Annotated in this window: 23 protein-coding genes; 11 read left to right on the top strand and 12 right to left on the bottom strand. The window is 67.4% G+C overall.

The window, feature by feature from the left end:
• Nucleotides 1-104 precede the first annotated feature (104 nt).
• The 4 genes from PMI12_RS07285 to PMI12_RS07270 are packed head-to-tail and all read right to left on the bottom strand — an operon-like array spanning nucleotide 105 to nucleotide 2,450.
• Nucleotides 105-362 (bottom strand): hypothetical protein, encoded by a 258-nt coding sequence (locus tag PMI12_RS07285; RefSeq protein ID WP_007830565.1) that lies wholly within the window; start codon nucleotides 360-362, stop codon nucleotides 105-107.
• Nucleotides 363-388: 26 nt separating this feature from the next.
• Nucleotides 389-1,153: an SDR family NAD(P)-dependent oxidoreductase gene (locus PMI12_RS07280; RefSeq protein WP_007830564.1), complete on the bottom strand. Its 765-nt coding sequence runs from the start codon at nucleotides 1,151-1,153 to the stop codon at nucleotides 389-391.
• A gap of 59 nt (nucleotides 1,154-1,212) precedes the next feature.
• Nucleotides 1,213-1,683, bottom strand: coding sequence for a hypothetical protein (locus PMI12_RS07275; protein WP_007830563.1), 471 nt, complete (start codon nucleotides 1,681-1,683; stop codon nucleotides 1,213-1,215).
• Complete coding sequence (locus PMI12_RS07270; protein WP_007830562.1) at nucleotides 1,680-2,450, bottom strand: Crp/Fnr family transcriptional regulator; 771 nt, start codon at nucleotides 2,448-2,450, stop codon at nucleotides 1,680-1,682. The genes PMI12_RS07275 and PMI12_RS07270 overlap by 4 nt, the downstream gene beginning before the upstream one ends.
• A 42-nt stretch (nucleotides 2,451-2,492) precedes the next feature.
• Here PMI12_RS07270 and PMI12_RS07265 point away from each other — a divergent pair, with 42 nt between their 5' ends.
• From PMI12_RS07265 to PMI12_RS07235, 7 genes are all read left to right on the top strand, one after another.
• The gene (locus tag PMI12_RS07265; RefSeq protein ID WP_007830561.1) at nucleotides 2,493-4,490 is read left to right on the top strand and encodes an AMP-binding protein; all 1,998 of its coding nucleotides are present in this window, start codon (nucleotides 2,493-2,495) and stop codon (nucleotides 4,488-4,490) included.
• Entirely contained in the window at nucleotides 4,487-5,320 is an 834-nt protein-coding gene (locus PMI12_RS07260; RefSeq protein ID WP_007830560.1) for an ABC transporter ATP-binding protein, read from the top strand. Before PMI12_RS07265 ends, PMI12_RS07260 begins: the two co-directional genes overlap by 4 nt.
• A gap of 168 nt (nucleotides 5,321-5,488) precedes the next feature.
• Nucleotides 5,489-6,418, top strand: a complete 930-nt coding sequence (locus tag PMI12_RS07255; RefSeq protein WP_007830559.1) for a branched-chain amino acid ABC transporter permease — start codon at nucleotides 5,489-5,491, stop codon at nucleotides 6,416-6,418.
• A 3-nt stretch (nucleotides 6,419-6,421) separates the two neighbouring features.
• Complete coding sequence (locus PMI12_RS07250) at nucleotides 6,422-7,486, top strand: branched-chain amino acid ABC transporter permease (RefSeq protein WP_007830558.1); 1,065 nt, start codon at nucleotides 6,422-6,424, stop codon at nucleotides 7,484-7,486.
• A gap of 54 nt (nucleotides 7,487-7,540) precedes the next feature.
• Nucleotides 7,541-8,872, top strand: coding sequence for an ABC transporter substrate-binding protein (locus PMI12_RS07245; protein WP_007830557.1), 1,332 nt, complete (start codon nucleotides 7,541-7,543; stop codon nucleotides 8,870-8,872).
• An 87-nt stretch (nucleotides 8,873-8,959) separates the two neighbouring features.
• Nucleotides 8,960-9,772 carry an ABC transporter ATP-binding protein gene (locus PMI12_RS07240; protein WP_007830556.1) on the top strand — a complete coding sequence of 271 codons (813 nt, stop codon included), beginning with the start codon at nucleotides 8,960-8,962 and terminating at the stop codon, nucleotides 9,770-9,772.
• 28 nt (nucleotides 9,773-9,800) lie between these two features.
• Nucleotides 9,801-11,051 carry a phenylacetate--CoA ligase family protein gene (locus tag PMI12_RS07235; protein ID WP_007830555.1) on the top strand — a complete coding sequence of 417 codons (1,251 nt, stop codon included), beginning with the start codon at nucleotides 9,801-9,803 and terminating at the stop codon, nucleotides 11,049-11,051.
• Here the strand turns inward: PMI12_RS07235 and PMI12_RS07230 are convergent.
• A complete protein-coding gene (locus tag PMI12_RS07230; protein WP_007830553.1) occupies nucleotides 11,042-12,049 on the bottom strand; it encodes a hypothetical protein in 1,008 nt (335 codons plus the stop codon). The genes PMI12_RS07235 and PMI12_RS07230 overlap by 10 nt on opposite strands.
• 124 nt (nucleotides 12,050-12,173) lie before the next feature.
• A complete protein-coding gene (locus PMI12_RS07225) occupies nucleotides 12,174-12,743 on the bottom strand; it encodes a type 1 glutamine amidotransferase domain-containing protein (RefSeq protein WP_007830552.1) in 570 nt (189 codons plus the stop codon).
• Between the two features lie 304 nt (nucleotides 12,744-13,047).
• On the opposite strand from PMI12_RS07225, the gene PMI12_RS07220 reads away from it, so the two are divergent.
• Nucleotides 13,048-14,022: a tripartite tricarboxylate transporter substrate-binding protein gene (locus PMI12_RS07220; RefSeq protein ID WP_007830551.1), complete on the top strand. Its 975-nt coding sequence runs from the start codon at nucleotides 13,048-13,050 to the stop codon at nucleotides 14,020-14,022.
• Nucleotides 14,023-14,130: 108 nt separating this feature from the next.
• Here PMI12_RS07220 and PMI12_RS07215 read toward each other — a convergent pair whose 3' ends face one another.
• On the bottom strand, nucleotides 14,131-16,245 hold the full coding sequence (locus tag PMI12_RS07215) for a PQQ-dependent dehydrogenase, methanol/ethanol family (protein ID WP_007830550.1): 2,115 nt from the start codon (nucleotides 16,243-16,245) through the stop codon (nucleotides 14,131-14,133).
• 143 nt (nucleotides 16,246-16,388) lie between these two features.
• Between PMI12_RS07215 and PMI12_RS07210 the strand changes: the two genes are divergently transcribed.
• Nucleotides 16,389-17,660, top strand: a complete 1,272-nt coding sequence (locus tag PMI12_RS07210; RefSeq protein WP_007830549.1) for a helix-turn-helix domain-containing protein — start codon at nucleotides 16,389-16,391, stop codon at nucleotides 17,658-17,660.
• A gap of 4 nt (nucleotides 17,661-17,664) precedes the next feature.
• Here the strand turns inward: PMI12_RS07210 and PMI12_RS07205 are convergent, their stop codons facing one another.
• From PMI12_RS07205 to PMI12_RS07185, 5 genes are all read right to left on the bottom strand, one after another.
• A complete protein-coding gene (locus PMI12_RS07205) occupies nucleotides 17,665-18,828 on the bottom strand; it encodes an ROK family transcriptional regulator (protein WP_007830543.1) in 1,164 nt (387 codons plus the stop codon).
• A 1-nt stretch (nucleotide 18,829) separates the two neighbouring features.
• Entirely contained in the window at nucleotides 18,830-19,627 is a 798-nt protein-coding gene (locus tag PMI12_RS07200; RefSeq protein WP_007830541.1) for an ATP-binding cassette domain-containing protein, read from the bottom strand.
• 1 nt (nucleotide 19,628) lies between these two features.
• Nucleotides 19,629-20,819: a sugar ABC transporter permease gene (locus PMI12_RS07195; RefSeq protein ID WP_007830539.1), complete on the bottom strand. Its 1,191-nt coding sequence runs from the start codon at nucleotides 20,817-20,819 to the stop codon at nucleotides 19,629-19,631.
• 96 nt (nucleotides 20,820-20,915) lie between these two features.
• Nucleotides 20,916-21,938 carry a D-xylose ABC transporter substrate-binding protein gene (xylF, locus tag PMI12_RS07190; RefSeq protein ID WP_007830537.1) on the bottom strand — a complete coding sequence of 341 codons (1,023 nt, stop codon included), beginning with the start codon at nucleotides 21,936-21,938 and terminating at the stop codon, nucleotides 20,916-20,918.
• Nucleotides 21,939-22,125: 187 nt separating this feature from the next.
• Complete coding sequence (locus PMI12_RS07185; RefSeq protein WP_042673002.1) at nucleotides 22,126-22,890, bottom strand: SDR family oxidoreductase; 765 nt, start codon at nucleotides 22,888-22,890, stop codon at nucleotides 22,126-22,128.
• A gap of 123 nt (nucleotides 22,891-23,013) precedes the next feature.
• Here PMI12_RS07185 and PMI12_RS07180 point away from each other — a divergent pair, with 123 nt between their 5' ends.
• Together PMI12_RS07180 and PMI12_RS07175 are read left to right on the top strand one after the other, a co-directional pair.
• Nucleotides 23,014-23,940, top strand: a complete 927-nt coding sequence (locus tag PMI12_RS07180; RefSeq protein ID WP_007830533.1) for a LysR family transcriptional regulator — start codon at nucleotides 23,014-23,016, stop codon at nucleotides 23,938-23,940.
• 66 nt (nucleotides 23,941-24,006) lie between these two features.
• Nucleotides 24,007-25,035, top strand: coding sequence for a Bug family tripartite tricarboxylate transporter substrate binding protein (locus PMI12_RS07175; protein ID WP_007830531.1), 1,029 nt, complete (start codon nucleotides 24,007-24,009; stop codon nucleotides 25,033-25,035).
• Nucleotides 25,036-25,107 lie beyond the last annotated feature (72 nt).

Raw genomic sequence — 25,107 nt, 5'->3', positions numbered from 1 at the left:
GGGGGGGGGGGGGCCCTGACGGCGCCGAACATGCCATGAGCGATGGATGCGCCGCTTGCCCCCACCCCTGCCCTCCCCCGGAAGGGAAGGGAGAAATACCGGGCTCAGTCCGGCGTGAACTTCCTGTTGAAGATTTCCACGTCCGCCGCGTCCTCGAACGTCGCCACCTGCCCCATCTTCCCGTCGCTCATCCTGCAGGCCGAGAACAGGCTGTAGCGGCCCTTGAAGTAGAACTCATCCATCACGATCAGCGCGTACGGATACGGCACGAAGACCTGATGCTCGAAGACGATGCGATGCACGTTCCTCGGCGACGGGAAGAGCTTGTAGTCGTTGGTGTCGATCGACTTGGCGGTGGCCATGGTGTGCTCGCTCGCTTCTTCTGCGTTCAGGCCGGATCGCGCACGTCGGCCACGGGGTTGTTGCCGAAGTCTTCGCGCGCCAGGTAGTTGAGCACCTTGGCCGCTGCGGTGGCGGGGCTGTCGAGCCGGCCGTCCTCCTTCATGCTCACGAAGCGCGTGCGGTCCGGAAACTTCTCGGCCGATGCGCCGCGCAGCTGCACCTGCATGTCGGTGTCGACGATGCCAGGCGCCAGCGAGACGATGCGCGCACCGTTCGGCGCATTCGCTTCTTCCAGCGCCACGGCGCGCGAGAAATGGTCCATGCCGGCCTTGGACGCGCAGTAAGGCGCCTGGCTGCCCATGGCGTTGCGGCCCAGGCCCGACGAGATGTTCAGCACCTTGCGTGCACCACGCCATTCGCGCGTCGCGCCCAGGAACGCGGCCGTCAGCAGCATCGGCGCTTCGAGGCCGATGCGCAGGGCCAGCGACAGCTCGGCCTCGACGGCGCTGGACAGCGGCGCGGGGTTGCCGACGGTGCCGGCGTTGTTGATGAGCGTGACGCTGTCGAAGCGTTGCGCGTCAATGGTCTTGAGCCAAGCCGACACGCGGGCCGATGCGGCCACGGGGTCGGACAGGTCCTGCTCCCATTGCACGAGTTCGGCCCCGGCGGCCTTGGCTACCTCAGCAAGCGCCGGATCCTGCTTGCGCGAGATGCCCAGCACCGTGTGGCCGGCCTGCAGCAGCTGTTCGGCCATGGCACGACCCAGGCCACGCGAGGCGCCGGTGATAAGGGTGAGGCGGGAAGCGGTCATCGGAAGCTCTTTGTTGAACGAAGGCGGGGAGGTTAAGCGGTATCGAGAGGCCCTGGTGCTCAACCGGTACGGAACTGCTTGCGCAGGAAGTTGCGGTGGCGGGCGATGTGCTGCAGCTGCGCGGGCGCGATGGTGCCGTCGAGGTCGACCTCGTCTGCGCCGTTGAGTACCGCATTGGCATTGGCCATGGCACGCGCGACGACTTCTTCCTCGCTCACGCCGAGCTGCGCCGCAAGGTCGAGCGCCACGCGTCGCATCGCGCGCTGCGAGAGCATCCACATCGCGCCGAAGCGGTCCCACGCGAGCGCGGCCTCTTCCGACTTCTCGCGGTCGGCAAGAATTTCGCTGAGCGGCTTGGCCAGTATTTCGTTGAGCGCATCGAGCTTCTCGTTCAACGCGTCGTTGCGTTCGATGGCCTCCTGCAGCGTCGGGCCGGCGTCCTCGGCCTTCGTCTTCGGCGCCTCTGACGGCGAGATGAAGGCGGCTTCCGCGTTCGCGGGCACCACCTGGAGCTGGTCTTTGAGGGTCATGTGTTTTCCGTTTCCGCCGAGGCGTTCTTCTTGTTCGACATCGCGGTCGCGCGCAGGCCCGGCAGGTCGAGCACGCGCAGCCCACCGTACTCCACGCGGATCAGGCCCTGTGCCGAGAGGCCGTTCAGCGCCTCGTTCACGCGCTGGCGCGAGAGGCCGACCAGGTAGGCCAGCTCCTGCTGCGTGATGCGCAGCACCTCGCCTACGCCCGGGTACAGCACCGGATTGAACAGCGACACCAGGTTGCGTGCCACGCGCGCGTCGGGGTTGTTGAGCCGGTCGATCTCCAGCGCCGCGATGAACTGGCCCAGCCGCTCGTTGAGCTGGTTCATCACGAAGCGGTTGAAGCCGATGGAGTGGTCGAGCAGCCAGTGGAAGCTTTCGATCGGCAGCCCCGCCACCAGGCTGCGCCGCAGCGCCTGGATGTTGTAGCGGTAGGGCTCGCGCTTCATCACCGTGCCTTCGCCGAACCAGCCGCCTGGCGGCACGCCGGTGTAGGTGACCGAGCCGCCGTCGGCGTTGTCGTTGCTCATCTTGAGCAACCCCTCGACCACGCCGAACCAGTAGGTGGGCGAGCGCCCGACGCGGCACACCAGGTCGCCGGGCTCGGCCTCGCCCACAACCAGCGCGGCTTCGGCGCGGCGGCGCTCGGCGGGCGTGAGCGTGGGCAGCCAGGGGATGCCTTCGAGTTCCGCGGCATTGGCGGGACGCACGCGATCCTTGATCGAACCGCCGAGCACGTTGTGGTTGAGATTGCCGTGAGGCATCGGGAAACTCCGGGGAGTAGTGTCCCTAGGATTGTCGTTGGAATGACAACCGGGCGTCAAAGTGAGACCTACGATCCGCCCACTGTGCAAACAACCGCCCCCACCTTCCCCCGTCTGCTGCTCGCGCATGCCGAGGCCCAACCCGAGGCGCCCGCCGTGCGCGAGAAGGACCTCGGCATCTGGCAAACCTGGACCTGGAACGCCGTGGCGCAGGAAGTGCGCGAAATGGCCTGCGGCCTCGCGAGCCTCGGCTTCAAGGCCTTCGACAACCTCGCCATCGTCGGCGCCAACCGGCCACACCTCTACATGGCGGTGATCGCCGCGCAAAGCCTGCGCGGCGTGCCGGTGCCGCTGTACCAGGACGCGGTGGCGAGTGAAATGGTCTTCATGCTGCAGGACGCGGCCGTGGAGTTCGTGGTCGTCGAAGACCAGGAGCAGGTCGACAAGCTGCTCGAGTGCCGCGAGTTGCAAAAAGACCAGCAGCACGGCATCCGCCACATCATCTACGACGACCCCAAGGGCCTGCGCCACTACGACCAGCCGGGGCTGATGAGCTACGAACAGCTGCGCGCGCTGGGTCGCGAATTCGACAAGGCCAACCTGGGCTACTACGACCGCGCCGTGGCCGGCGGCGAAGCCACCGACGTGGGCGTGATCCTCTACACCTCGGGCACCACCGGGCGCCCCAAGGGCGTGTGCCAGACGCATGCGAGTTTCATCGCAGCGGGTCGCGGCGGCGTGGAGACCGACAGGCTCGGCCCCGGCGACAACATCATGAGCTACCTGCCGATGGCGTGGGTGGGCGACCACCTGTTCTCGGTGGCGCAGTGGCTGGTGGGCGGCTTCACGCTCAACTGCCCCGAGTCGGCCGAGACGGTGATGAACGACATGCGCGAGATCGGCCCGAGCTACTACTTCGGCCCGCCGCGCACCTTCGAAGGCTTGCTCACTGCAGTGTCGATCCGCATGGAAGATGCGGCGGCGCCCAAGCGCTGGCTGTACGCGAAGTTCATGGCCCTGGCACAGCGCGTGGGCGCGGACATCCTCAACGGCGCGCCCGTGGGCACCGGCGACCGGTTCATGTACAGCCTGGGCAACCTGCTGATCTATGGGCCGCTGCGCAACGTGCTGGGCATGAGCCGCATCCGCGTGGCCTATACGGCCGGTGCCGCCATCGGGCCCGACCTGTTCCGCTTCTACCGCTCCATCGGCGTGAATCTCAAGCAGTTCTACGGCCAGACCGAGACCTGCGCCTACGTGTGCCTGCAGCAGGACGGCAAGGTCAAGCTGCAGACCGTGGGCACGGCCGCGCCGGGCATCGAGCTGAAGATCGCCGAGGACGGCGAGGTGCTGGTGCGCGGCGTGTCGGTGCTCAAGGAGTACTACAAGCGCCCCGACGCCACCGCCGAGGTGCTGGACGCGAACGGCTACTTCCACACCGGCGACGCGGGCGTGCTCGACAGCGAGGGCCACCTGCGCATCATCGACCGCGCCAAGGACGTGGGCCGGCTCGTGGGCGGCGCGATCTTCGCGCCCAACTACATCGAGAACAAGCTCAAGTTCTTCCCGCAGATCAAGGAAGCCGTGTGCTTCGGCAACGGCCGCGACGAAGTGTGCGCCGCCATCAACATCGACTACGAGGCCGTCGGCAACTGGGCCGAGCGCCGCGGACTGGCGTACGGCGGCTACGTCGACCTGGCCGGCAAGCCCGAGGTTCTGGCGCTGGTGGCCGATTGCATCGCCAAGGTGAATGCCGACCTTGCAAGCGAGGACGGCATGGGCGAGACGCAGATCGCGCGCTTCCTGGTACTGCACAAGGAGCTCGATCCCGACGATGACGAGCTCACCCGCACGCGCAAGGTGCGCCGCGGCTTCATCGCCGAGAAATACGCGGTGCTGGTCAGTGCGCTCTACGGCGGCAAGACCGAGCAGTTCATCGAGACGCAGGTCAAGTTCGAGGACGGGCGCACGGGCTCGGTGAGTGCCACGCTGAAGATCGTCGACGCGAAGCGCTTTCCACTGGTCAAGGCGGCCGCATGAACGCGCACAACCACACCGAGGCCTCCATGCTTGCAACAACGACCCGAGGCGGCCGCAAGGACGGCGAGGTCATCCTCGACGTGCAGAACATCTCCCTGAGCTTCGGCGGCGTGAAGGCGCTGACGGACATCAGCTTCAACGTGCGCGAGCACGAGGTGCGGGCCATCATCGGGCCGAACGGCGCGGGCAAGAGCTCGATGCTGAACTGCATCAACGGCGTGTACTGGCCGCAGCAGGGCTCTATCACCTTCCGGGGCCAGACCTTCAAGCACATGAACTCGCGCCAGGTGGCCGAGATGGGCGTGGCGCGCACCTTCCAGAACCTGGCCCTCTTCAAGGGCATGAGCGTGCTCGACAACATCATGACGGGCCGCAACCTCAAGATGAAGAGCGGCCTGCTCGCGCAGGCACTGCGCTGGGGACCGGCCGAGCGCGAAGAGCTCGCGCACCGCGAGTTCGTCGAGCACATCATCGACTTCCTGGAAATCCAGGCGCACCGCAAGACGCCGGTGGGCCGCCTGCCCTACGGCCTGCAGAAGCGCGTCGACCTCGGCCGCGCGCTCGCGATGGAGCCGCAGGTGCTGCTGCTGGACGAGCCGATGGCGGGCATGAACGTGGAGGAGAAGCAGGACATGAGCCGCTTCATCCTCGACGTGAACGACGAGTTCGGCGCGACCATCGTGCTGATCGAGCACGACATGGGCGTGGTGATGGACATCTCCGACCGCGTGGTGGTGCTGGACTACGGCAAGAAGATCGGCGACGGCACGCCGGATGAGGTGCGGAACAACGAGGACGTCATTCGGGCGTATCTCGGCGTGGAGCACTGAAGCCATGCGAAACCTCGCCCTGAAGTATTGCTCCTTCCCCCTCTGGGGGAAGGCTGGGATGGGGGCACAGCGGCCTTCGAAAAAAAGCAGCGCCTCATCGGACGCCGCCTGCCCCCACCCCAACCCTCCCCCAGCGGGGGAGGGAGAAAGACAAGAAAGACACTGACCATGGGCTTTTTCCTCGAAACCCTCTTCGGCGGCCTCATGGTCGGCATGCTCTATTCGCTGATCGCCATCGGCTTCGTGCTGATCTACAAGGCCTCGGGCGTCTTCAACTTCGCACAAGGCGCGATGGTGCTGTTCGCGGCGCTGGCCATGGCGCGCTTCTCGGAGTGGTTCCCGCAGTGGTTCGGCTTCGAGAACCAGATCCTCGCGAACATCCTGGCCTTCGTCGCGGCCATGGCGGTGATGGTCGTGGTGGCCTGGCTGATCGAGCGGCTCGCGCTCAGCAAGCTGGTGAACCAGGAAGGCATCACGCTGCTGATGGCCACGCTGGGCATCGCCTACTTCCTCGACGGCGTGGGCCAGACGATCTTCGGCAACGACATCTACAAGATCGACGTGGGCATGCCCAAGGAGCCGCTGATGGTGCTCGAAGGCACCTTCCAGGGCGGGCTGCTGCTGAGCCAGGAAGACCTCATCGCCGCGCTGGTGGCGGCAGGGCTCGTGGTGGTGCTGGCGATCTTCTTCCAGAAGACGGCCACGGGCCGCGCCCTGCGCGCGGTGGCCGACGACCACCAGGCCGCGCAGTCGATCGGCATCCCGCTCAAGCGCATCTGGGTGATCGTGTGGTCGGTGGCCGGCTTCTCGGCACTGGTGGCCGGGATCATCTGGGGCTCCAAGCTGGGCGTGCAGTTCTCGCTCTCGCTGGTGGCGCTGAAGGCGCTGCCGGTGGTGATCCTCGGCGGGCTCACATCGATTCCGGGCGCCATCATCGGCGGCCTGCTGATCGGCGTGGGCGAGAAGTTGTCCGAAATCTATCTCGGCCCCATGCTGGGTGGCGGCATCGAGATCTGGTTTGCTTATGTGCTGGCACTGGTCTTCTTGCTGGTTCGCCCGCAAGGCCTGTTCGGCGAAAAAATCATCGATCGGGTCTGAGCAATGTTCTATAGAGAAAACGGCCAGTTCAAGTCGAGCTACCGCGCCGACCAGCAGATCTTCCCGATCGCGCAGGACCGCCTCGCGATCCTCGTGCTGCTGCTCGTGGCTTTCGTCGTGGTGCCGCTCGGCGTGTCCGACTACTGGATGCGCGCCATCCTCACGCCCTTCCTCATTCTTTCGCTCGCGGCCCTGGGCCTCAACATCCTCGTGGGCTACTGCGGGCAGATCTCGCTGGGCACCGGCGCCTTCATGGCGGTGGGCGCGTACGCGGCCTACAACTTCCAGGTGCGCATCGACGGCATGCCGCTCATTGCCTCGCTGCTGCTGGGCGGCCTGTGCGCGACGGTGATCGGTGTGCTGTTCGGCATTCCGAGCCTGCGCATCAAGGGCCTGTACCTTGCAGTCGCCACGCTGGCCGCGCAGTTCTTCACCGACTGGGCGTTCCTGCGCATCCAGTGGTTCACCAACAATTCGTCCTCGGGTTCGGTGAGCGTGGCGGGACTCAACGTGTTCGGCGTGCCCATCGAGTCGCCGGTGCAGAAGTACCTGTTCTGCTTGATCTTCGTGGCGGTGTTCGCGCTGCTTGCAAAGAACCTGGTGCGCAGCGCCATCGGCCGCGAGTGGATGGCGATGCGCGACATGGACGTGGCCGCCGCCGTGATCGGCATCCGACCGGTGTACGCCAAGCTCACGGCCTTCGCGGTGAGCAGCTTCATCGTCGGCGTGGCCGGCGCGCTGTGGGGCTTCGTGCACCTGGGTGCGTGGGAGCCGGCGGCGTTCAGCATCGACCGCTCGTTCCAGCTGCTGTTCATGGTGATCATCGGCGGGCTCGGCTCGATCATGGGCAGCTTCTTCGGCGCCGCATTCATCGTGCTGCTGCCGCTCTTTCTGAACCAGTTGCCGGGGTGGCTGGGCTTCTCGATCTCCACCGCGCTGGCCTCGCACCTGGAGACCATGATCTTCGGTGCGCTGATCGTGTTCTTCCTGATCGTGGAGCCGCACGGGCTGGCGCGCTTGTGGTCCACGGCCAAGGAGAAATTGCGGCTCTGGCCCTTCCCCCACTGAATTCCCGTTCGTACGTAAAAACCGGCACCGAGGTGCCCACATAAGGAGACAGGCATGAAACTGAAATCGCTCGCTCTGACCGCCGCCCTGGTGGCCAGCACCCTCGGCGCCCTGCTGGCGCCCTCGCTCGCGCAGGCACAGGCCAAGGAACAGTTCTTCCCGCTGCTGGTGTACCGCACTGGCCCCTATGCGCCCAACGGCACGCCCTGGGCCAACGGCAAGCAGGACTACATCAAGTACATCAATGCCACCGGCGGCATCAACGGCGTGAAGATCGCGTACGAAGAGTGCGAGACCGGCTACGCCACCGACAAGGGCGTGGAGTGCTACGAGCGCCTGAAGGGCCACCCCGGCGTGGCGTTGTTCGACCCGCAGGCCACCGGCATCACCTTCGCGCTGACCGACAAGGTGCCGACCGACAAGATTCCGCTGATCACGCTGGGCTACGGCCTCTCGGCCTCGCAGGACGGCGGCGTCTTCAAGTGGAACTTCCCGCTGATGGGCTCCTACTGGACCGCGGCCGACATCCTGATCCAGCACATCGGGAAGAAGGAAGGCGGCATGGACAAGCTCAAGGGCAAGAAGATCACCCTCGTGTACCACGACTCGCCGTTCGGCAAGGAACCGATTCCGCTGCTGCAGGAGCGCGCGAAGCAGAACGGCTTCGAGCTCTCGCTGATCCCGGTGACCGCGCCCGGCGTGGAGCAGAAGTCGGCCTGGCTGCAGGTACGCCAGCAGCGGCCCGACTATGTGCTGCTGTGGGGTTGGGGCGTGATGAACTCCACCGCGCTCAAGGAGGCCGTGGCCACGGGCTACCCGCGCGAGAAGATGTACGGCGTGTGGTGGGCCGGCGCGGAACCCGACGTGAAGGACGTGGGCGCCAACGCCAAGGGCTACAACGCGCTCGCGCTCAACACCTCGGGCACGCAACCCAAGGTGATCCAGGACATCCTGAAGCAGGTGCATGACAAGGGCCAGGGCACGGGGCCGAAGGAAGAAGTGGGCTCGGTGCTCTACACGCGCGGCGTGATCATCCAGATGCTCGGCATCGAGGCCGTGCGGCGCGCGCAAGAGCGCTTCGGCAAGGGCAAGGTCATGACCGGCGAGCAGGTGCGCTGGGGCATGGAGAACCTCGCGCTCGACCAGAAGAAGCTCGACGCGCTGGGCTTCTCGGGCGTGATGCGCCCGGTGAGCACCTCGTGCCAGGACCACATGGGCTCGACCTGGGCACGCGTGCACACCTGGGACGGTGCCAAGTGGGGCGGCATGTCCGACTGGTACGAGGCCGACAGCCAGATCATCAAGCCGATGGTGAAGGCCGCCGCCGACAAGTACGCAGGCGAGAAGAAGCTGACGCGCCGCGAAGCAGCGGACTGCAGTTCCTGACGCGCAGCTGATCCGTGGCGGCTCGCGAGAGCCGTCATTCGAAAGAGCAGCGTCGTCGTTGTTCTTTCGAATGCTTCGGACCACACCATGAGCGAACCCAACATCCTTCTCAACGTCAACGGCATCGAGGTCATCTACAACCACGTGATCCTCGTGCTCAAGGGCGTGTCGCTGACCGTGCCCGATGGCGGCATCGTGGCGCTGCTTGGCGGCAACGGCGCGGGCAAGACGACCACGCTGCGCGCGGTGAGCAACCTGCTCGCGGGCGAACGCGGCGCCGTCACCAAGGGCACCATCGAGCTGCGCGGCGAGCGCATCGAGGCGCTGTCGCCGGCCGAGCTTGTGAAGCGCGGGCTGATCCAGGTGATGGAAGGCCGCCACTGCTTCGCGCACCTGACGATCGAAGAGAACCTGATGACCGGCGCCTACACGCGCACCGATGGCAAGGCCGCGGTGCAGCAGACGCTGGAGAAGGTCTACGCGTACTTCCCGCGCCTGAAGACGCGGCGCACTTCGCAGGCGGCCTACACCTCGGGCGGCGAGCAGCAGATGTGCGCCATCGGCCGCGCGCTGATGGCCAATCCGAGCATGGTGCTGCTCGACGAACCCTCGATGGGCCTGGCGCCGCAGATCGTCGAAGAGGTGTTCGAGATCGTGAAGGACCTCAACGCCAAGGAGCGCGTGACCTTCCTGCTGGCCGAGCAGAACACCAACATGGCGCTGCGCTATGCCGACTACGGCTACATCCTGGAGAACGGCCGCATCGTGATGGACGGCGCGGCGCAGAGCCTGCGCGAGAACGAGGACGTGAAGGAGTTCTACCTCGGCGTTGGCGGTGCGGACCGCAAGAGCTTCCGCGATGTGAAGAGCTACAAGCGGCGCAAGAGGTGGTTGGCTTGAACCGACCAGAAAGATGAAGGGGACGGACATGACCGACCACTACGACAAGCTTGAAATCCGCGACCCCGCCGAACGCGAGCGTGACCTTCTGGCCGCATTGCCGAAGCAGATCGCGCAAGCGCAGACCGCCGCACCGGCGTTCGCGAAGATCCTCGACGGCGTCAAGCCCGCCGACATCACCACGCGCGAAGCCCTCGCCAAACTGCCTGTCACGCGCAAATCCGAACTGCTCGAGCTGCAGAAGGCACGCCGCGCGGACGACCCGTTCGGTGGCTTTGCCTCCATCGTGCGCGGGCCGCGCATGCTGCGCATCTTCGCGAGCCCCGGCACCATCTACGAACCCGAGGGCGAGGCCCGCGACTACTGGCGCACCGCGCGCGCGCTGCATGCGGCGGGCTTTCGCGCCGGCGAACTCATCCACAACAGCTTCAGCTACCACATGACGCCCGCGGGCTCCATCATGGAAAGCGGCGCGCGCGCCATCGGCTGCACCGTGTTCGCGGGCGGCACCGGCCAGACCGAACAGCAGCTCGAGGCCATCGCCGACCTGAAGCCCGAAGGCTATGCGGGCACGCCGAGCTTCCTGAAGATCCTGCTTGAGAAAGCTGCGGAGAAGGGCATGAAGCTGCCCTCGCTCACCAAGGCGCTGGTGTCGGGCGAAGCCTTTCCGCCGAGCCTGCACGACTGGATTGCCGCGCATGGCGTGAAGGGCACGCAGTGCTACGCCACGGCAGACCTCGGTCTCATCGCCTACGAAACCAGCGCGCGCGAAGGCCTGGTGATCGACGAAGGCGTGCTGGTCGAGATCGTGCGCCCCGGCACCGGCGATCCCGTGCCCGACGGCGAGGTCGGCGAGATCGTCGTCACCAGCTTCAACCCCGACTACCCGCTCGTGCGCTTCGGCACCGGCGACCTCTCGGCCGTGCTCGCGGGCACCTGCCCCACCGGCCGCACCAACAAGCGCATCAAGGGCTGGCTCGGCCGCGCCGACCAGACCACGAAGGTGCGCGGCATGTTCGTGCATCCCTCGCAGGTGGCCGAGATCGTGCGGCGCTTTCCCGAGGCGCGGCGCGCGCGGCTTGTGGTGTCGGGCGAGATGGGCGACGACAAGATGACGTTGACGCTCGAATGCGCGGGCGCCGTGCCCATAGGGTTTCAGGCCCGCGTGGGCGATGCGATTCGCGAAGTGACCAAGCTACGCGGCGAAGTGGTCGTCGTGGGCGCAGGCGAACTGCCCAACGACGGCAAGGTGATCGACGACGTGCGCAGCTACAAGTAGCGGCGGTACAGCCCGCGCGTGGTGGCGCGCATCAGCACCACCACGAGCACCGAATAGGCCAGCACGAGCGCCAGGGCGAAGCCGATGAGCCCGCCCGCGGAGTCATGGCCGCGCGCCCACATCGACAGTACCAGCCACGCCAGCGCGATGGCGATGCAGCTCGCCTGCACCAGCACGAAGGCCAGCACCGCCGCCGCCACGGCCCTGAAAGGCCGCACACGCACCAGCCCGGCGCTGGTGCCGAGCCAGCCGCCCCACAACGCGAGCGCGAAGGCCACCAGCGGCGGCACCATCCAGGCGAGCAGCAGCTCCAGCCCCTCCATGCCGCTCGCCACGGAAGTCCAGCGGCTCACGACCACGCCGCTCCACATCTGCAGCGACGCGAACAGCGAGGCACCCACCAACGCCACGGCGCGGCGTGGCGATGAGCCGATGGCTTCGTCGTCTTGCATGGCAGAGGGTGCGGCGCGGCCTGCCCTCAGCGCGAACCAGGCTGCAACCCACACACCGAGCACGAGCACGATCAACTGGACAACGGACTGCAGGAACATGAACGCGGCCATCGCAGTGCGCATGGAATCCGGGCCAAAGAAGTCCTGCAGGCGGCCGCCCGGCATGAAGAGCAGTTGCACTTCGTAGAGCAGCGGGCTCAGCGCGTAGAAGTTCAGCACCAGCACCACCGCGTATGCCGCGCCATAGCGGCTGCGGAGATGGGATAGCCGCGCCACGCTGTCCACGCCGCGCTTTTCGAGCGCGTTGCGCCCATGGCTCCAGGCCAGCGCCGCTGCCAGCAACCAGGCCATGCCGACGCTGAACACCATTGGAATCCACACGCCTGGAAGGGCATAGGTGCTGCGCAGCTGCTCGCTGTCAGGCGAGTCGGGCCAGAGCAGCATGACCATGTTGACCGCCAACATCGCGGCACCGATGGCCACGGTGACGAGCGCGAGATCGCGCGGCAGTCGCCGCGCACGTGCGTGAGAAGGGGTTGCCGTCATTGGAATACTTTCGCCTTTCAGGGCGCATGCCGCTGCATGCGAAGAGAGAGCGAGGGTATCGGATGACGGTGCGTGTGCGGTGCAGGTTCAGTGCACGAATGCGCCACGCGGCCAGCCGCGTCGGTCAATGAAGCTCGGGCTCGTGCGCCAGCTCGAAGAGCTTCGTCATCTCGCGGTTGAATGCCGGCAGGTCGTCGGGCTTGCGGCTCGTCACGAGCGCCTGATCGACCACGACATCCTTGTCGCTCCACTTCGCTCCGGCGTTCTTCAGGTCGGTGCGCAGCGAAGGCCACGAGGTCATCTTGCGTCCCTTGACGCCGCCCGCCTCGATGAGCGTCCACGGCCCATGGCAGATCGCCGCGATGGGCTTGCCCGCTTCGACGAAGGCGCGCACGAACGCCACGGCCTTCTCGTCGATGCGCAGCGCGTCGGGGTTCATGACGCCACCGGGCAGCAGCAGCGCGTCGAAGTCACCGGCGTCGGCGCGCTTCAGCGGCACGTCGACCGCAAAACTGTCGGCAGGCTCATGGTGGTGCCAGCCGCGCACGGTGCCGGCGAGCGGCGAGACGATCTGCGTCTGCGCACCGGCACCGTCGAGCACCTTGCGCGGCTCGGTCATCTCGACCTGCTCGAAGCCGTCCGACACGAGGATGGCGACCTTCATTCCGTCGAGGGAAGAGGAGGTGATGGGCATGAGTGAATCTCCTTCGGGGTTGCTGCATAAAAAAAGCAATGAAGATTCACCCTAGGCCACGCCCACCTCGCCCGCATCGTCCTGCGCCGGATCCGCCTGTCGGACAGTTCGACAGGCGGCAAACTCCTCTTACGAGTCGCAGGATTTGTTTGCCCGATTCCGCAGGGCAGACATATTTCGCCCGAAGGAATCGCCGAGCCCGGGCGCCCTCGGCCCCCGGCCGTCTCTAAGGGCTATCCGGTATAGGTCAGGCTGTGGTCAGCCTTTAAGATCGCGGCCTTTTTATCCCCCTCCCGGAGACGTCATGAAGAAACTGTTCGCCCTCGCGGCGATTGCCGCCGCAGCCGCCGGTGTCCACGCCCAGGATTTCCCTGCGGGCAAGACCGTCACGCTGGTGGTGCCTTTCGCGGCCGGCGGCCCGACCGACCGTGTCGCACGCGACCTGGCGGAAGCCATGCAGAAGACGCTCGGCACCACCATCGTGGTGGACAACACCGCGGGCGCGGGCAGCTCCATCGGCACCGCCAAGGTGGCGCGCGCCGCGCCCGATGGCTACACGCTGCTGCTGAACCACATCGGCATGTCGACGATGCCGGCGCTCTACCGCAAGCTGCCCTTCAACGTCGAGAACGACTTCGAGTACCTCGGCATGGTCAATGAAGTGCCGATGACGCTGATCGGCAAGCCCGGCCTGCCCGCCAACAACTACAAGGAACTGACGGCCTGGATCGCCGCCAACAAGGGCAAGATCAACCTCGGCAACGCCGGCCTGGGCGCCGCCTCGCACCTGTGCGGCCTGCTGTTCCAGAGCGCGCTGAAAGTCGAGATGACGCCCGTGCCGTACAAGGGCACGGCCCCGGCCATCGCCGACCTGCTGGGCGGCCAGATCGACCTGCTGTGCGACCAGACGACCAACACAACCTCGCAGATCGAGGCCAAGAAGGTCAAGGCCTATGCGGTCACCACGAGCAAGCGCCTGACCACGCCGGCCCTGAAGGACCTGCCCACGCTCGACGAGTCGGGCCTCAAGGGCTTCGAGGTGACGATCTGGCACGGTGTGTATGCGCCCAAGGGCACGCCCGCGCCGGTGCTGAAGAAGCTCAACGAGGCCATCAAGGCCGCGATGAAGGACCCGGGCTTCGTCAAGCGCGAAGAGGCGCTGGGCGCGGTGATCACGACCGACAAGCGCACCGAGCCGGCCGAGCACAAGAAGTTCGTCTCGGCCGAGATCGCCAAGTGGGGCCCGATCATCAAGGCGGCTGGCGTGTACGCCGACTAGCTGTTGCTCGCCCCCAGGCGGCGCGGCAAAGCCGGTTCCGCGGTGTTCCTGGATTTGAATTCGCAGAAGCCGCCGTACTCTTGAGGACGGCGGCTTTTTTCGTTGCGGCTACTTCGGCCGGATGGCGTCAGCCGTCCCCTGGATGAAGGCCTTGATGCTCTCGATCTCGTCGCCCGAGAGCTTGCCCGTGAAGTCAGGCATGCCGCGCGCCATGGCCGGGCCCTTCAGGATGAACTTGTCGAGGTTCTCGATGTAGGCCGCATCCATGTAGCCGAGGTTCGGAATGTTGCCGCCGCGGTCCACACCGGGCACGCCGTGGCAGAAGACGCAGTTGCTCACGTACAGCATGGTGCCGGCCTGCACTTTCGCGGGGTCGTACTTCACGCCCTGCACCAGCTTGTCCATGCGGTACTGAACGAAGTCCGGCATCTTCGCCGTGCCGCCGACCGCGAAGGTGTAGACCGTGCCGGGCCCCTGACGCTCGGTGGCACGCTGCGCGAGGCCGTACACGCCGCCCCAGCCCACCGCGACCGACACGTACTGCTTGCCGTCGACCATGTAGGTCGAGGGCGCCGCCACCACGCCGGTGCCGGTGGGCGTTTCCCACAGCTTCTCGCCCGTCTTCGCGTCGTAGGCCAGCAGGCGACCGTCGGCCGTGCCCTGGAACACGAGATTGCCCGCGGTGGTGAGGGTGCCGCCGTTCCATGGCGAAGCGTAGTCGACGCCCCACGCTTCCTTCTGCGCGACCGGGTCCCAGGCCACGAGGCGGCCGAAGGGCTTGCTCTTGGGCGGCTCGGCATTGGCGAACTTGCCGAGGTTCCAGCCGAGGCCCGAGTGCGGTCGGCCCGGCACGTCTTCGTTGAACTTCCAGTCCTTGTCGTCCATGAGGTTGATCGGCACGTGCTGCGCGGGCAGGTAGGCGAAGCCGGTCTGCGGGTTGAACGACATCGGATGCCAGTTGTGCGCGCCGAACGGCCCCGGAATGGAGTCACCGGGCTTGGTGGTGTCGCGCGCCGCGGCGATCTCGATGGGACGGCCGTTCTTGTCATAGCCCGTGGCCCAGTTCACTTCGACGAAGTTCTTCGCCGAGATGAACTTGCCGTTGGTGCGGTCGATGACGAAGAAGAAGCCGTTCTTCGGCGCATGCAGCAGCACCTTGCGCGGCTTGCCGCCGAGCTTCATGTCGGCCAGGATCATCGACTGCGTGGAGGTGTAGTCCCAGTTGTCGCCCGGCGTCTCCTGGTAGTGCCACACGTACTTGCCGGTGTCGGGATTGAGCGCCACCACCGAGCCGAGGTACAGGTTGTCGCCGCCCTTGGGACTGCGCGCCTTGTGCGACCAGGGCGAGCCGTTGCCGGTGCCCACGTACATCAGGTTGAGCTCGGGGTCGAAGGCGAAGCTGTCCCACGCGGTGCCGCCACCGCCGGCTTCCCAGTACTTGCCGCTCGGGTCCCAGGTCTTGGCGGCACGCGCCATCGATTCGTCCTCGAAGGGCTTGGCCGGGTCGCCCGGCACCACGAACCAGCGCCACTTCTGGTCGCCGGTCTTCGCGTCGTAGGCGGTGACGTAGCCGCGCACGCCGTACTCGGCGCCGCCGTTGCCGATGATGACCTTGCCCTTGAACACGCGCGGCGCGCCGGTGATGGTGTAGCTGCCCTTCTGGCCCTCGATGGTGTTCTTCTCCCAGACCTTCTGGCCGGTGGCCGCGTCGAGCGCGATGAGCCGCCCGTCGTAGGCCGCCACGTAGACCTTGCCCTCGTGGATCGCCACGCCGCGGTTCACCACGTCGCAGCAGCCCCTGAAGCCCTTGGACTTGTCGACCTGTGGATCGAAGGTCCACAGCTTCTGCCCGGTGCGCGTGTCGATGGCGTGCACCACGCTCCACGAGGCGGTGATGTACATGATGCCGTCCACCACCAGCGGCGTGGCTTCCACGCCGCGCGTGGATTCGAGGTTGTAAGACCAGACCAGCCCCAGCTGCTTCACGTTGCCGGCGTTCACCTGGTCGAGCCTGCTGAAGCGCGACTCCGAATAGTCGAGGCCGACGCTGGGCCAGTCGGGCGTCTTCTTCTGCGCCGCGTTGGCGCGGATGAAGCTGCCGTCGACGCGCTTGGTGGCAGCGGCTGCGCGGTCCTGTGCGTTCTGGGCCGAGGCCGTGGTCGATGCGCCCAGGCACAGCAAGGCGCCGGCCAGCATGAGCAGCCCGGAGTGTGTTTTTTTCATCGCAGGTCTCCTTTGTCCCTCAAGGATCGTGCGCGCGGGCTCCGGGTTCACCCCCGGGATTTCCCCAGTCCGGCGCTGTTCCATTGCGGAACACATTCAGCGCTGGTCCCGACCCCGACCCCACCCAGGGAGGCAGCGAACCCATGGCCCTCGACAGAATCGGCACGCCGGACGCGCCGCGCCAGCTCTTTGCCAACACGCCCGCACAGCGCGTGGCGCTCGCGCGGCAGCAGTTCTTCGAGGAAGGCGTGCGCCCCTCGGGCCTCGTGGGCGAGGCGGTGATCCAGTCGTGGATGCGCTGCAGCCGCACGCACACCGACCGCCAGCGCATCGTGACCTTCGACGCGGTCACGCCGAGCCGCCTGCACGCCACGCTCGCGCGCAGCCGCGAGCTGCTCGATGCGGCGCGCCAGGAGCTGGCGCAGATGGAGCATGCACTCGCGGGCACCGACTGCCGCGTGATCCTCACCGACCGCGAGGGCGTGGTGGTGCACGTCACGCAGCAGCCCGCCGCCGCGCACCAGCCGGTGCTGCGCAAGACATCGCGCGTGGGCGTGAACATCTCCGAGCGCGTCGTCGGCACCACGGCGCCGGGCATCGTGGCGAGCACCGGGCAGGCCTGCGCGGTCGATGGCGCCGAGCACTATTTCGACGTGCTGGGCCACATGCAGTGCGCGGCGGCGCCGATCCGCGACGTGGCGGGGCAGCTCGCCGGCGTGCTCGACCTCACGGTGGAGGCGCGCCGCTTCGGCTTCGACGCGGCGTCGATGGTGGCGCTCCATGCCACGACGATTGAGAACCGGCTGCTGCAGGCGCAGTCGCGCGACCACCTGATCCTGCGCTTCCAGGCCAGCCCCACGCTGCTGGGCACGCCGCTCGAAGCGCTGGCAGGCGTCGCACCCGACGGCACGATCGCCTGGCTCAACAACGCGGGCGCGCGGCTGCTCGGGCGGCTGCCCGAGGCGGCGGACGAGCGCGACGTCGAATACCTGCTGGGACACGACCTCGCGAGCCTGCTGCGGCTCGGGCGGCGCGAGGCAGCGCAGCCGCTGCGGCTGGCGAGCGGGCTGGGCGTGTGGGTGCAGGCACGGCTGAAGGGCGCGGACGGCGCGGACTTCAGGCATGCGGTGGCGATGCCCGGCGAGGCGGCACCATTGGCCATCGAGCGGCAGGACGATGCGCGGATGCAGGCGCCCGAAGCCTGCGAGTGCACGAACCTTGTCGAATCCGCGTCTCCTGCGCAGGCGACGCTGCGCGAGCACAGCCGCAAGCTGATCGAGGAAACGCTCGCCGCGCATGGCGGCAATGTGTCGCAGGCGGCACGGCAGCTGCGCGTGTCGCGCGGCACGCTCTATCGGCGGCTGCACGGCTGGCGCGACAACAACGGCGCGGAAGAAGGCGCGTCGCCGGCCTGATCGATCAGGCCGCGGCGCGCGCCAGCGCACGCGCGCGGCGTGCCTTTGCGTCGGGCTGCAGCGGCCGCAGGTATTCGTGCAGCGCCAGCGCGGCCGCGCCCACTGCGGGCGCCAATGCGCCATAGCGCGCGGTGCGCAGGTCGGGCGGAGGCATGCCGGCACCGTCGGCGTGGCGCTTCACGCTCTCGAACGCTGCCTGCGCAAAGCCGCGATGGTCGGCGCAGGCCTTGCCGCCGAGCACGATCGCGCGCGGATTGAAGGTAACCCACAGGTTCTGCAGCAGCACGCCGAAGAAGGCCGCGGCGCGCTGCATGTCGGCGCCCTCGCGCTCCAGCACGCGCGAGCCGAAGAAGGCCTCGGCGCAGCCGCGGCGGCCGCACGAGCACAACGGCCCGTCGAGTTCGAGGATGGTGTGGCCGATCTCCCCGGCCATGCCCTGCGCGCCGGTGAAAAGCCGGTCGTTCAGCACCACGCCGGCGCCCACGCCCACGTCGCAGTTGACAAAAATCAGCGGGTCTTCGCCGTCCTGGCCTTCACTCGCCGCGAACTCGTACTCGCCAAGCGCGGCCGCATCGGCGTCGTTCTGCAGTTGCACGGTGACGCCGGGCAGGCCGACGGCGGCAAAGGCTTTCTCCAGCGCAGGCAGCAGGCTCACGTTGCGCCAGCCGAAGTTGGGCGCGAAGCGGACCACGCCGGTGCAGTCGTCCACCGCGCCCGGCACGCACACGCCGATGCTCGACAGGCGCAGGCCGAGCCGCTCGAGCACCACGTGCGCGGCGGCGGCCATGCGCGCGACCTGCGCGCACGCGCCGGCCGGCGAGCCGTCGGTCAGCGCACGGGTGTCGGCGTGCAGCACCTCGCCCTGCAGCGATACGCACACGAGGCGCACGGTCTCGACGGCGATCTCCACGCCCATCAGCGCGCGCACGCCGACGTTGATCTGCAGCGGCGTCGAAGGCCGGCCCATGCCGTCGGCCACCGTCGCGCCGGCCTCGCTGAGCCAGCCTTCGTCGAGCAGCTCGCGCACCAGCAGGCTGACGGTCGACTTGGTGAGCCCGCTCTCGCTCGCCAGCCGCGCGCGCGACAGGCCGGGCTGCGCGCGCAGCAGCCGCAGCAGCACGCTGCGGTTCATGCGCTTCAACAGTTGCTGGTCGCCGATGGTGGTCACATCAGGAGAGCGCTGCAGTCTCGGCGTGATGGGCCTGCTCTTTGCCCTCGGGCCGCTTGCCGGCAATGATCATCCCGAGCACTTCGTCCTCGGTCACATCGGTGGTGCGGTAGGTGCCGACCAGCTTGCCGTTCTTCATCACCGCGAGGCGATCGCTCAGCGAGAACACGTCGGGCATGTCGTGCGTGATCAGGAAGATGCCCACGCCGTCGGCCTTGAGCTGCTTCACGAGCCCGCCGACCATCGCGGTTTCTTCCGGGCCGAGCGCGGCGCATGGCTCGTCCATGATGAGGATGCGCGCATTGAAGTAGAGCGCGCGCGAGATCGCCACCACCTGCCGCTGCCCGCCCGAGAGCCGGCGCACCGGCACGCGGATATTGGTGAAGTTCCTGTTGAGGCGATGGAATACCTTGCGCGCCTGCACTTCCATGAAGTGATCGTCGAGCGTGCGCCACGGCGTCATCTTCTCGCGGCCGAGGAAGAGGTTCGACACCGAGTCGAGGTTGTCGGCCAGCGCGAGCGTCTGGTAGATGGTCTCGATGCCCTGGGCCTGCGCTTCGGCGGGCGTGCGGATGTGGACCTTCTCGCCCGCGATCAGCGTGTCGCCCGAGTCGATGGGGTAGGCGCCCGCGAGCATCTTCATCAGCGTGGACTTGCCGGCGCCGTTGTGACCCAGCAGCGCGACCACTTCGCCCGGGTAGAGGTTCACGCTCACGCCATCCACGGCCTTGACGCCGCCGAAGGCCTTGCGGATCTCGCGCAGCTCGACGAGCGGTTTTGTCTTGTCGATGTCGGCCATGTCAGTTCTCCCCGAACTTGCGGCGATAGAGCACGTCGAACACCACGGCCACGATCAGCACCTGGCCGATGATCACCATGCGCTTGCCGATCGGCACGTCGAGCAGCAGCATGCCGCTGTCCAGCGACTGCATGATCAGCGCGCCCAGCACCGAGCCGAAGATCGAGCCGCTGCCGCCCGCCAGCGCCGTGCCGCCGATCACGGCCGCCGCGATCACGTACAGCTCCATGCCCGTGCCCAGCGAATTGGTGCCCGCGTTGAGCCGCGCGATCGACACGATGGCCGCGACCGTGACCAGCACCGCCAGCAGCGCGAACAGCATCAGCGTGACGCGCTTGACCGGAATGCCCACCAGCGCCGCGGCATCGGGGTTGCCGCCCATCGCGAACACATAGCGCCCGAAGCGCGTGCGGTGCACGATGAACGACAGCACGATCGCCACCACCGCCCAGATCAGCACCGGGATCGGAATGCCCTGCGGCTCGCTCTTCGACGAGATCTGGTAGTTGTTCATGACCCACGCGAAGCCGAACACCACCGCCACCGGCACCGCGGTGATCAGCACGTCGAGCCACAGCGCCTCGGTCGGCATCTCGTAGCGCTGGCGCGCGCGGCGCTTCTGCAGCATGCGCCCGAACAGCACCAGCGCGACCAGCCCTGCGAGCACCCAGCTCGCCGTAACGCCGATGCCGCCGTCGTAGCCGCCGCCCAGCCGCTGGAAGAACTCGTCGTTCACCGGCTGCGTCTTGCCGTCGGCCACGAGGAAGGCCGCGCCGCGAAACGACATCAGCCCGCCGAGGGTGACCACGAACGAGGGCACGCCGAGCACCGCCGTGAGCCAGCCTTGATAGATCGACACGAGGAGGGCCACGGCAAGCCCCGCGAGGCAGGCCGTGGGCCACGACCAGCCCGAGGTGTATTGGAGGTACGCGATCAGCACGCCGACGAAGCCCATCACCGAGCCGACCGACAGGTCGATGTGGCGCGCGACGATGACGAGCACCATCACGGTCGAGACGATGCCGACCACGGCCGTCTGCTGCGCGACGTTGTAGAGGTTCTCGGGCGACAGGAACACGCCGCCCGACATGACGCTGAACACCACCGCCATCACGGCCAGCAGCACGCACATCAGGATCAGCCGCAGGTCGATGCCCGTGCGGCGCCACCAGCCCGGAGTTTCATTGCTCATTTTTGAAGGTGCCCCTTGGAACGGCAGGTGCGCGACCGCGTACCGGCCAGCCCCAGGGGCCGGCCGGACGCCGCGTGGCGCGGATTGGCAGACTCGTTACTTGCAGGCGGCGGGCGCGCTCGCACCCGTGGCGCCCTTGCAGAGCTCGTCCTTATTGATCCAGCCGGCCTTGACGACCACGTCGAGGTTGTCGCGCGTGATCGGCACCGGCGTCAGCAGGCGCGAGGACAGTGAGATCTTCTTGGCGCCGCCGGCCCACGGTGCGGCCTTGTCGACCGGCTTGCCGGCGGCCAGCGCCATGGCGGCGGAGGCGGCTTCGCGGCCGAGTTCGCGCGAATCCTTCCAGACGGTGGCGGTCTGCGTGCCCAGCGCAATGCGGTTGAGCGCCGCGAAGTCGGCGTCCTGGCCCGACACCGGGATGCCGCGCAGGCCCTTGGCGGTGAGCGCTGCCACCGCGCCGCCGGCCGTGCCGTCGTTGGCCGCGACCACCGCGTCGACCTTGTTGCCGTTCTTGGTGAGCATCTGCTCCATGTTCTTCTGCGCGACCTCGGGCTTCCAGCCATCGGTGTATTCGTCGCCGACGATCTTGATGTCGCCCTTCTTGATCGCGGCGTCCAGCACCTCCTGCTGGCCGGCGCGCAGGAAGTCGGCGTTCGGGTCGCTCGGCGAGCCCTTGATGATCACGTAGTTGCCCTTGGGCTTGACCTTGAAGACTTCGCGCGCCTCCATGCGGCCGACCTCGACGTTGTCGAAGGTGATGTAGAACACGCCCGGCGCCTCGATCAGCCGGTCATAGGCCACCACGGGCACCTTCTGGCGCGTGGCCTTGGTGATGGCGGGCAGGATGGCGTCCTTGTCCATCGCCAGCACGATGAGCGCCTTGGCGCCCTTCGACATCAGGCCCTCGATGTCGCCCAACTGCTTCTCGGGCGAGCCGCCTGCATCGGCACTGATGTACTTGGCGCCGAGCTTCTCGAGCTGGGCCTTGATGGCGGCCTCGTCGGTCTTCCAGCGTTCTTCCTGGAAGTTGGACCAGCTCACGCCGACCACGGTTTGCGCCAGGGCGCCCACGGCCGTGAAACCGAAGGCCATGGCGGCCAGGGTGTGTTTCAGTTGCATCGATGTCTCTCCAGTGTTGGTGCGCCCCGCAGGAACCAGCGGTAAGAAATTAGTTAGTTTGAAGGGCGAACTAACTATCCCATCGGGGCGTGCCTCTGGGCATCCGGGAATTCCCGGAGCGCCATCCGGGCGAGGCGCACGCGAAAAAGGCCGGGAGGTCCCGGCCTTCTCGTGAGCTCGCGCCGCTTCAGGCGGCGAAGCCACCGTCGATGTTCAGGCTGGCGCCGGTCACGAACGCGGCTTCCGGGCTGGCCAGGTAGCCGACCATGCCGGCGATTTCTTCGGGGCGGGCGTGGCGGGCGAGCGCCATCAGGCCGTGCATGGCAGCGGCGTTGGGGCCGTCGACCGGGTTCATGTCGGTGTTGACCGGGCCCGGCTGCACGTTGTTGACCGTGATGCCGCGCGGACCGAGGTCGCGCGACAGGCCCTGCACCAGGCCGACCAGCGCCGACTTGCTCATGGCATAGGCGCTGCCGCCGGGCCAGGGCATGCGCTCGGCGTTGGTGCTGCCGATGTTGATGATGCGGCCGCCTTCGCCCATGTGGCGCGAGGCCGCCTTGGCCGCGACGAACACGGCGCGCACGTTGACGTTCAGCGTCTTGTCGAAGTCCTCGAGCGAGAAGTCGTCGAGGGTGCCGCCGAGGAACACGCCGGCGTTGTTCACAAGGATGTCGATCTTGCCGAGCGCGCGGGCCGCTTCGTCGATGCCGGCGGTGAGCGCGGCGGCATCGGCGCTGTCGATCTTCAGCGCAAGGGCACGGCCGCCTTCGGACTGAATGCTGCGCACCAGTTCCTCGGCCGGGGCGCTGGAACTGGCGTAGCTGAAGGCTACGGCGGCACCGTCGCGCACCAGCCGGCGCACGATGGCAGCGCCAATGCCGCGCGAACCGCCGGTGACGAAGGCGACCTTGCCGGCCAGGACAGGAGAAGAAGAAGCAGTGTTGGAGGCCATGATTTTTCCGTGCAGGTGGAGGAGGAAGGCCTTCAGTGTCGGCAATTCATTCCTGTGGCGGTAGCCATCAATCGAGGCAATCAAATTCAACCCAGAGTTGAAGATGGGAATGACAATGCGGCCATGGAACCGCTCAGTCACCTCGAATCCTTCGTGCAGAGCGCCGAGGGCGGCAGCTTCTCGGCAGCGGCCCGGCGCCTGGGGCTGACGCCGGCGGCCGTGAGCAAGAACGTTGCACGGCTCGAAGCACGGCTGGGCGTGCGGCTGTTCCAGCGCAGCACGCGCCGCCTCACGCTGACCGAGGGCGGCGAGCGCTTCCTGGCGCAGGTCGGCGGCGCGCTCGCCACGCTGCAGGAGGCGGTGGCCGGCATCGACAAGGACGACGGCCAGCCCGCCGGCACGCTGAAGGTGAGCATGGGCCAGGCCTTCGGGCGCGAGCACGTGCTGCCGATGATGGGCGACTTCCTCGCGCGCTACCCGGCCATCCTGCCGGACTGGCATTTCGACAACCAGCAGGTGGACCTGGTGGGCGAGGGCTTCGACGCGGCCATCGGCGGCGGCATCGAACTCGCGGCCGGGTTGATAGCGCGGGAGCTGGCGCGCATTCACGTGGTGGCCGTGGCATCGCCGCGCTACATGGAGGGGCGCGAGCGGCCCCGGCATCCCTCGGACCTGGCGGCGCTCGACACGTTGCTGCGCCGGTCCTCGCCCACAGGCCGGCTGCGCGGCTGGACGCTGCGGCATGCGCGCGGCGAAGAGGCCACGGTGGAGCTGCCCCGGCCGCGCGCGATCTTCAACGACCCCGAGGCCATCGCGCATGCAGCGTTGATGGGTCTGGGCGTGGCGATGCTGCCGATGCCCTTCGTGGAGCGCGGCCTGCGCAGCGGCGAGCTGCTGCGGCTGCTGCCCGACTGGCACCAGGATGCGGGCGCGGTGTGGCTCTACTACCCGAGCAAGAAGCTGCTGCCGCCGAAGACGCGCGTGTTCATCGACTTCGTGCTCGAACGTTTTCGCGACGAGCGGTTTGCGCAGCGGATGCAGGTGGCCTGAGCGGCCTGCCGGCCCACGGGGTTTTCACCCGCGACGTGCGCGGCGCGCGCCTGTACAAACGCGCGCATGACTTCTTTCTTCTGCTCTTCCTTCCGGACCCATCGCCGCGCCGCGCTGGCCGCTTCCGTCGCCACCGCCCTCACGCTGATGGCCGCTCCTTCGTGGGCCCAAGGCACCTGGCCGACCAAGCCCGTGCGCATCGTCGTGCCCTTCGCGGCCGGCGGCACCACCGACATCCTGGCGCGCGCCGTCGCGCCCGAGCTGTCGAAGGCCTTCGGCCAGCAGTTCATCGTGGACAACCGCGCGGGCGCGGGCGGCAACGTGGGCGCCGAGCTTGTGGCCCGCGCGCCGAACGACGGCTACACGCTGCTGATGGGCACGGTGGGCACGCACGGCATCAACCGCGCGCTGTACCCCAAGCTGCCCTTCGACCCGATCAAGGACTTCGCGCCGATCACGCTGGTGGCCGCCGTGCCGAATGTGATGGAGATGAATGCCGACAAGGCGAAGACGCTGAACATCCGCAATGTGCAGGACTTCATCAAGTACGCCAAGGCCAACCCGGGCAAGCTCAACATGGCGTCGAGCGGCAGCGGCACGTCGATCCATCTCGCCGGCGAACTGTTCAAGAGCATGACCGGCACGTTCATGGCCCACATCCCGTACAAGGGCTCGGGCCCGGCGCTGCTGGACATGGTGGGCGGCAACGCCGACGTCATGTTCGACAACCTGCCCTCGTCGATGGCACAGATCAAGGCCGGCAAGCTCACCGCGCTGGCCGTGACGAGCGCGCAGCGTTCGCCCGCGCTGCCGGACATTCCGACGGTGGCTGAAGCGGGAGGCCCGTCGCTCAAGGGCTACGAGGCAAGCTCGTGGTTCGGGCTGCTGGCCCCGGCCGGAACCTCACCGGAGATCGTGAACCGCATCCAGCAGGAAGTGGCCAAGTCGCTGGGCACGCCGGCCATCAAGGAAAAGATGCTCGCGCAGGGCGCGATCCCGAGCGGCAATTCGCCCGCCGACTTTACGAAGCTCATTGCGAGCGAGCACGTGAAGTGGGCCAAGGTGGTGAAGGACTCCGGCGCGAAAGTTGACTGACCCCCAGGCTGCGCGCACTTCGTGTCGCTGGCGCCAACCCCCTTGCAGGGGGCAACGCCTGCGGCCCGGCAA

It is taken from the genome of Variovorax sp. CF313 (assembly GCF_000282635.1).
In the GTDB taxonomy this organism is placed as follows: domain Bacteria; phylum Pseudomonadota; class Gammaproteobacteria; order Burkholderiales; family Burkholderiaceae_C; genus Variovorax.
Note: the sequence above shows the minus strand (reverse complement) of the source record. Positions and strands in the feature narration are given on the sequence as shown.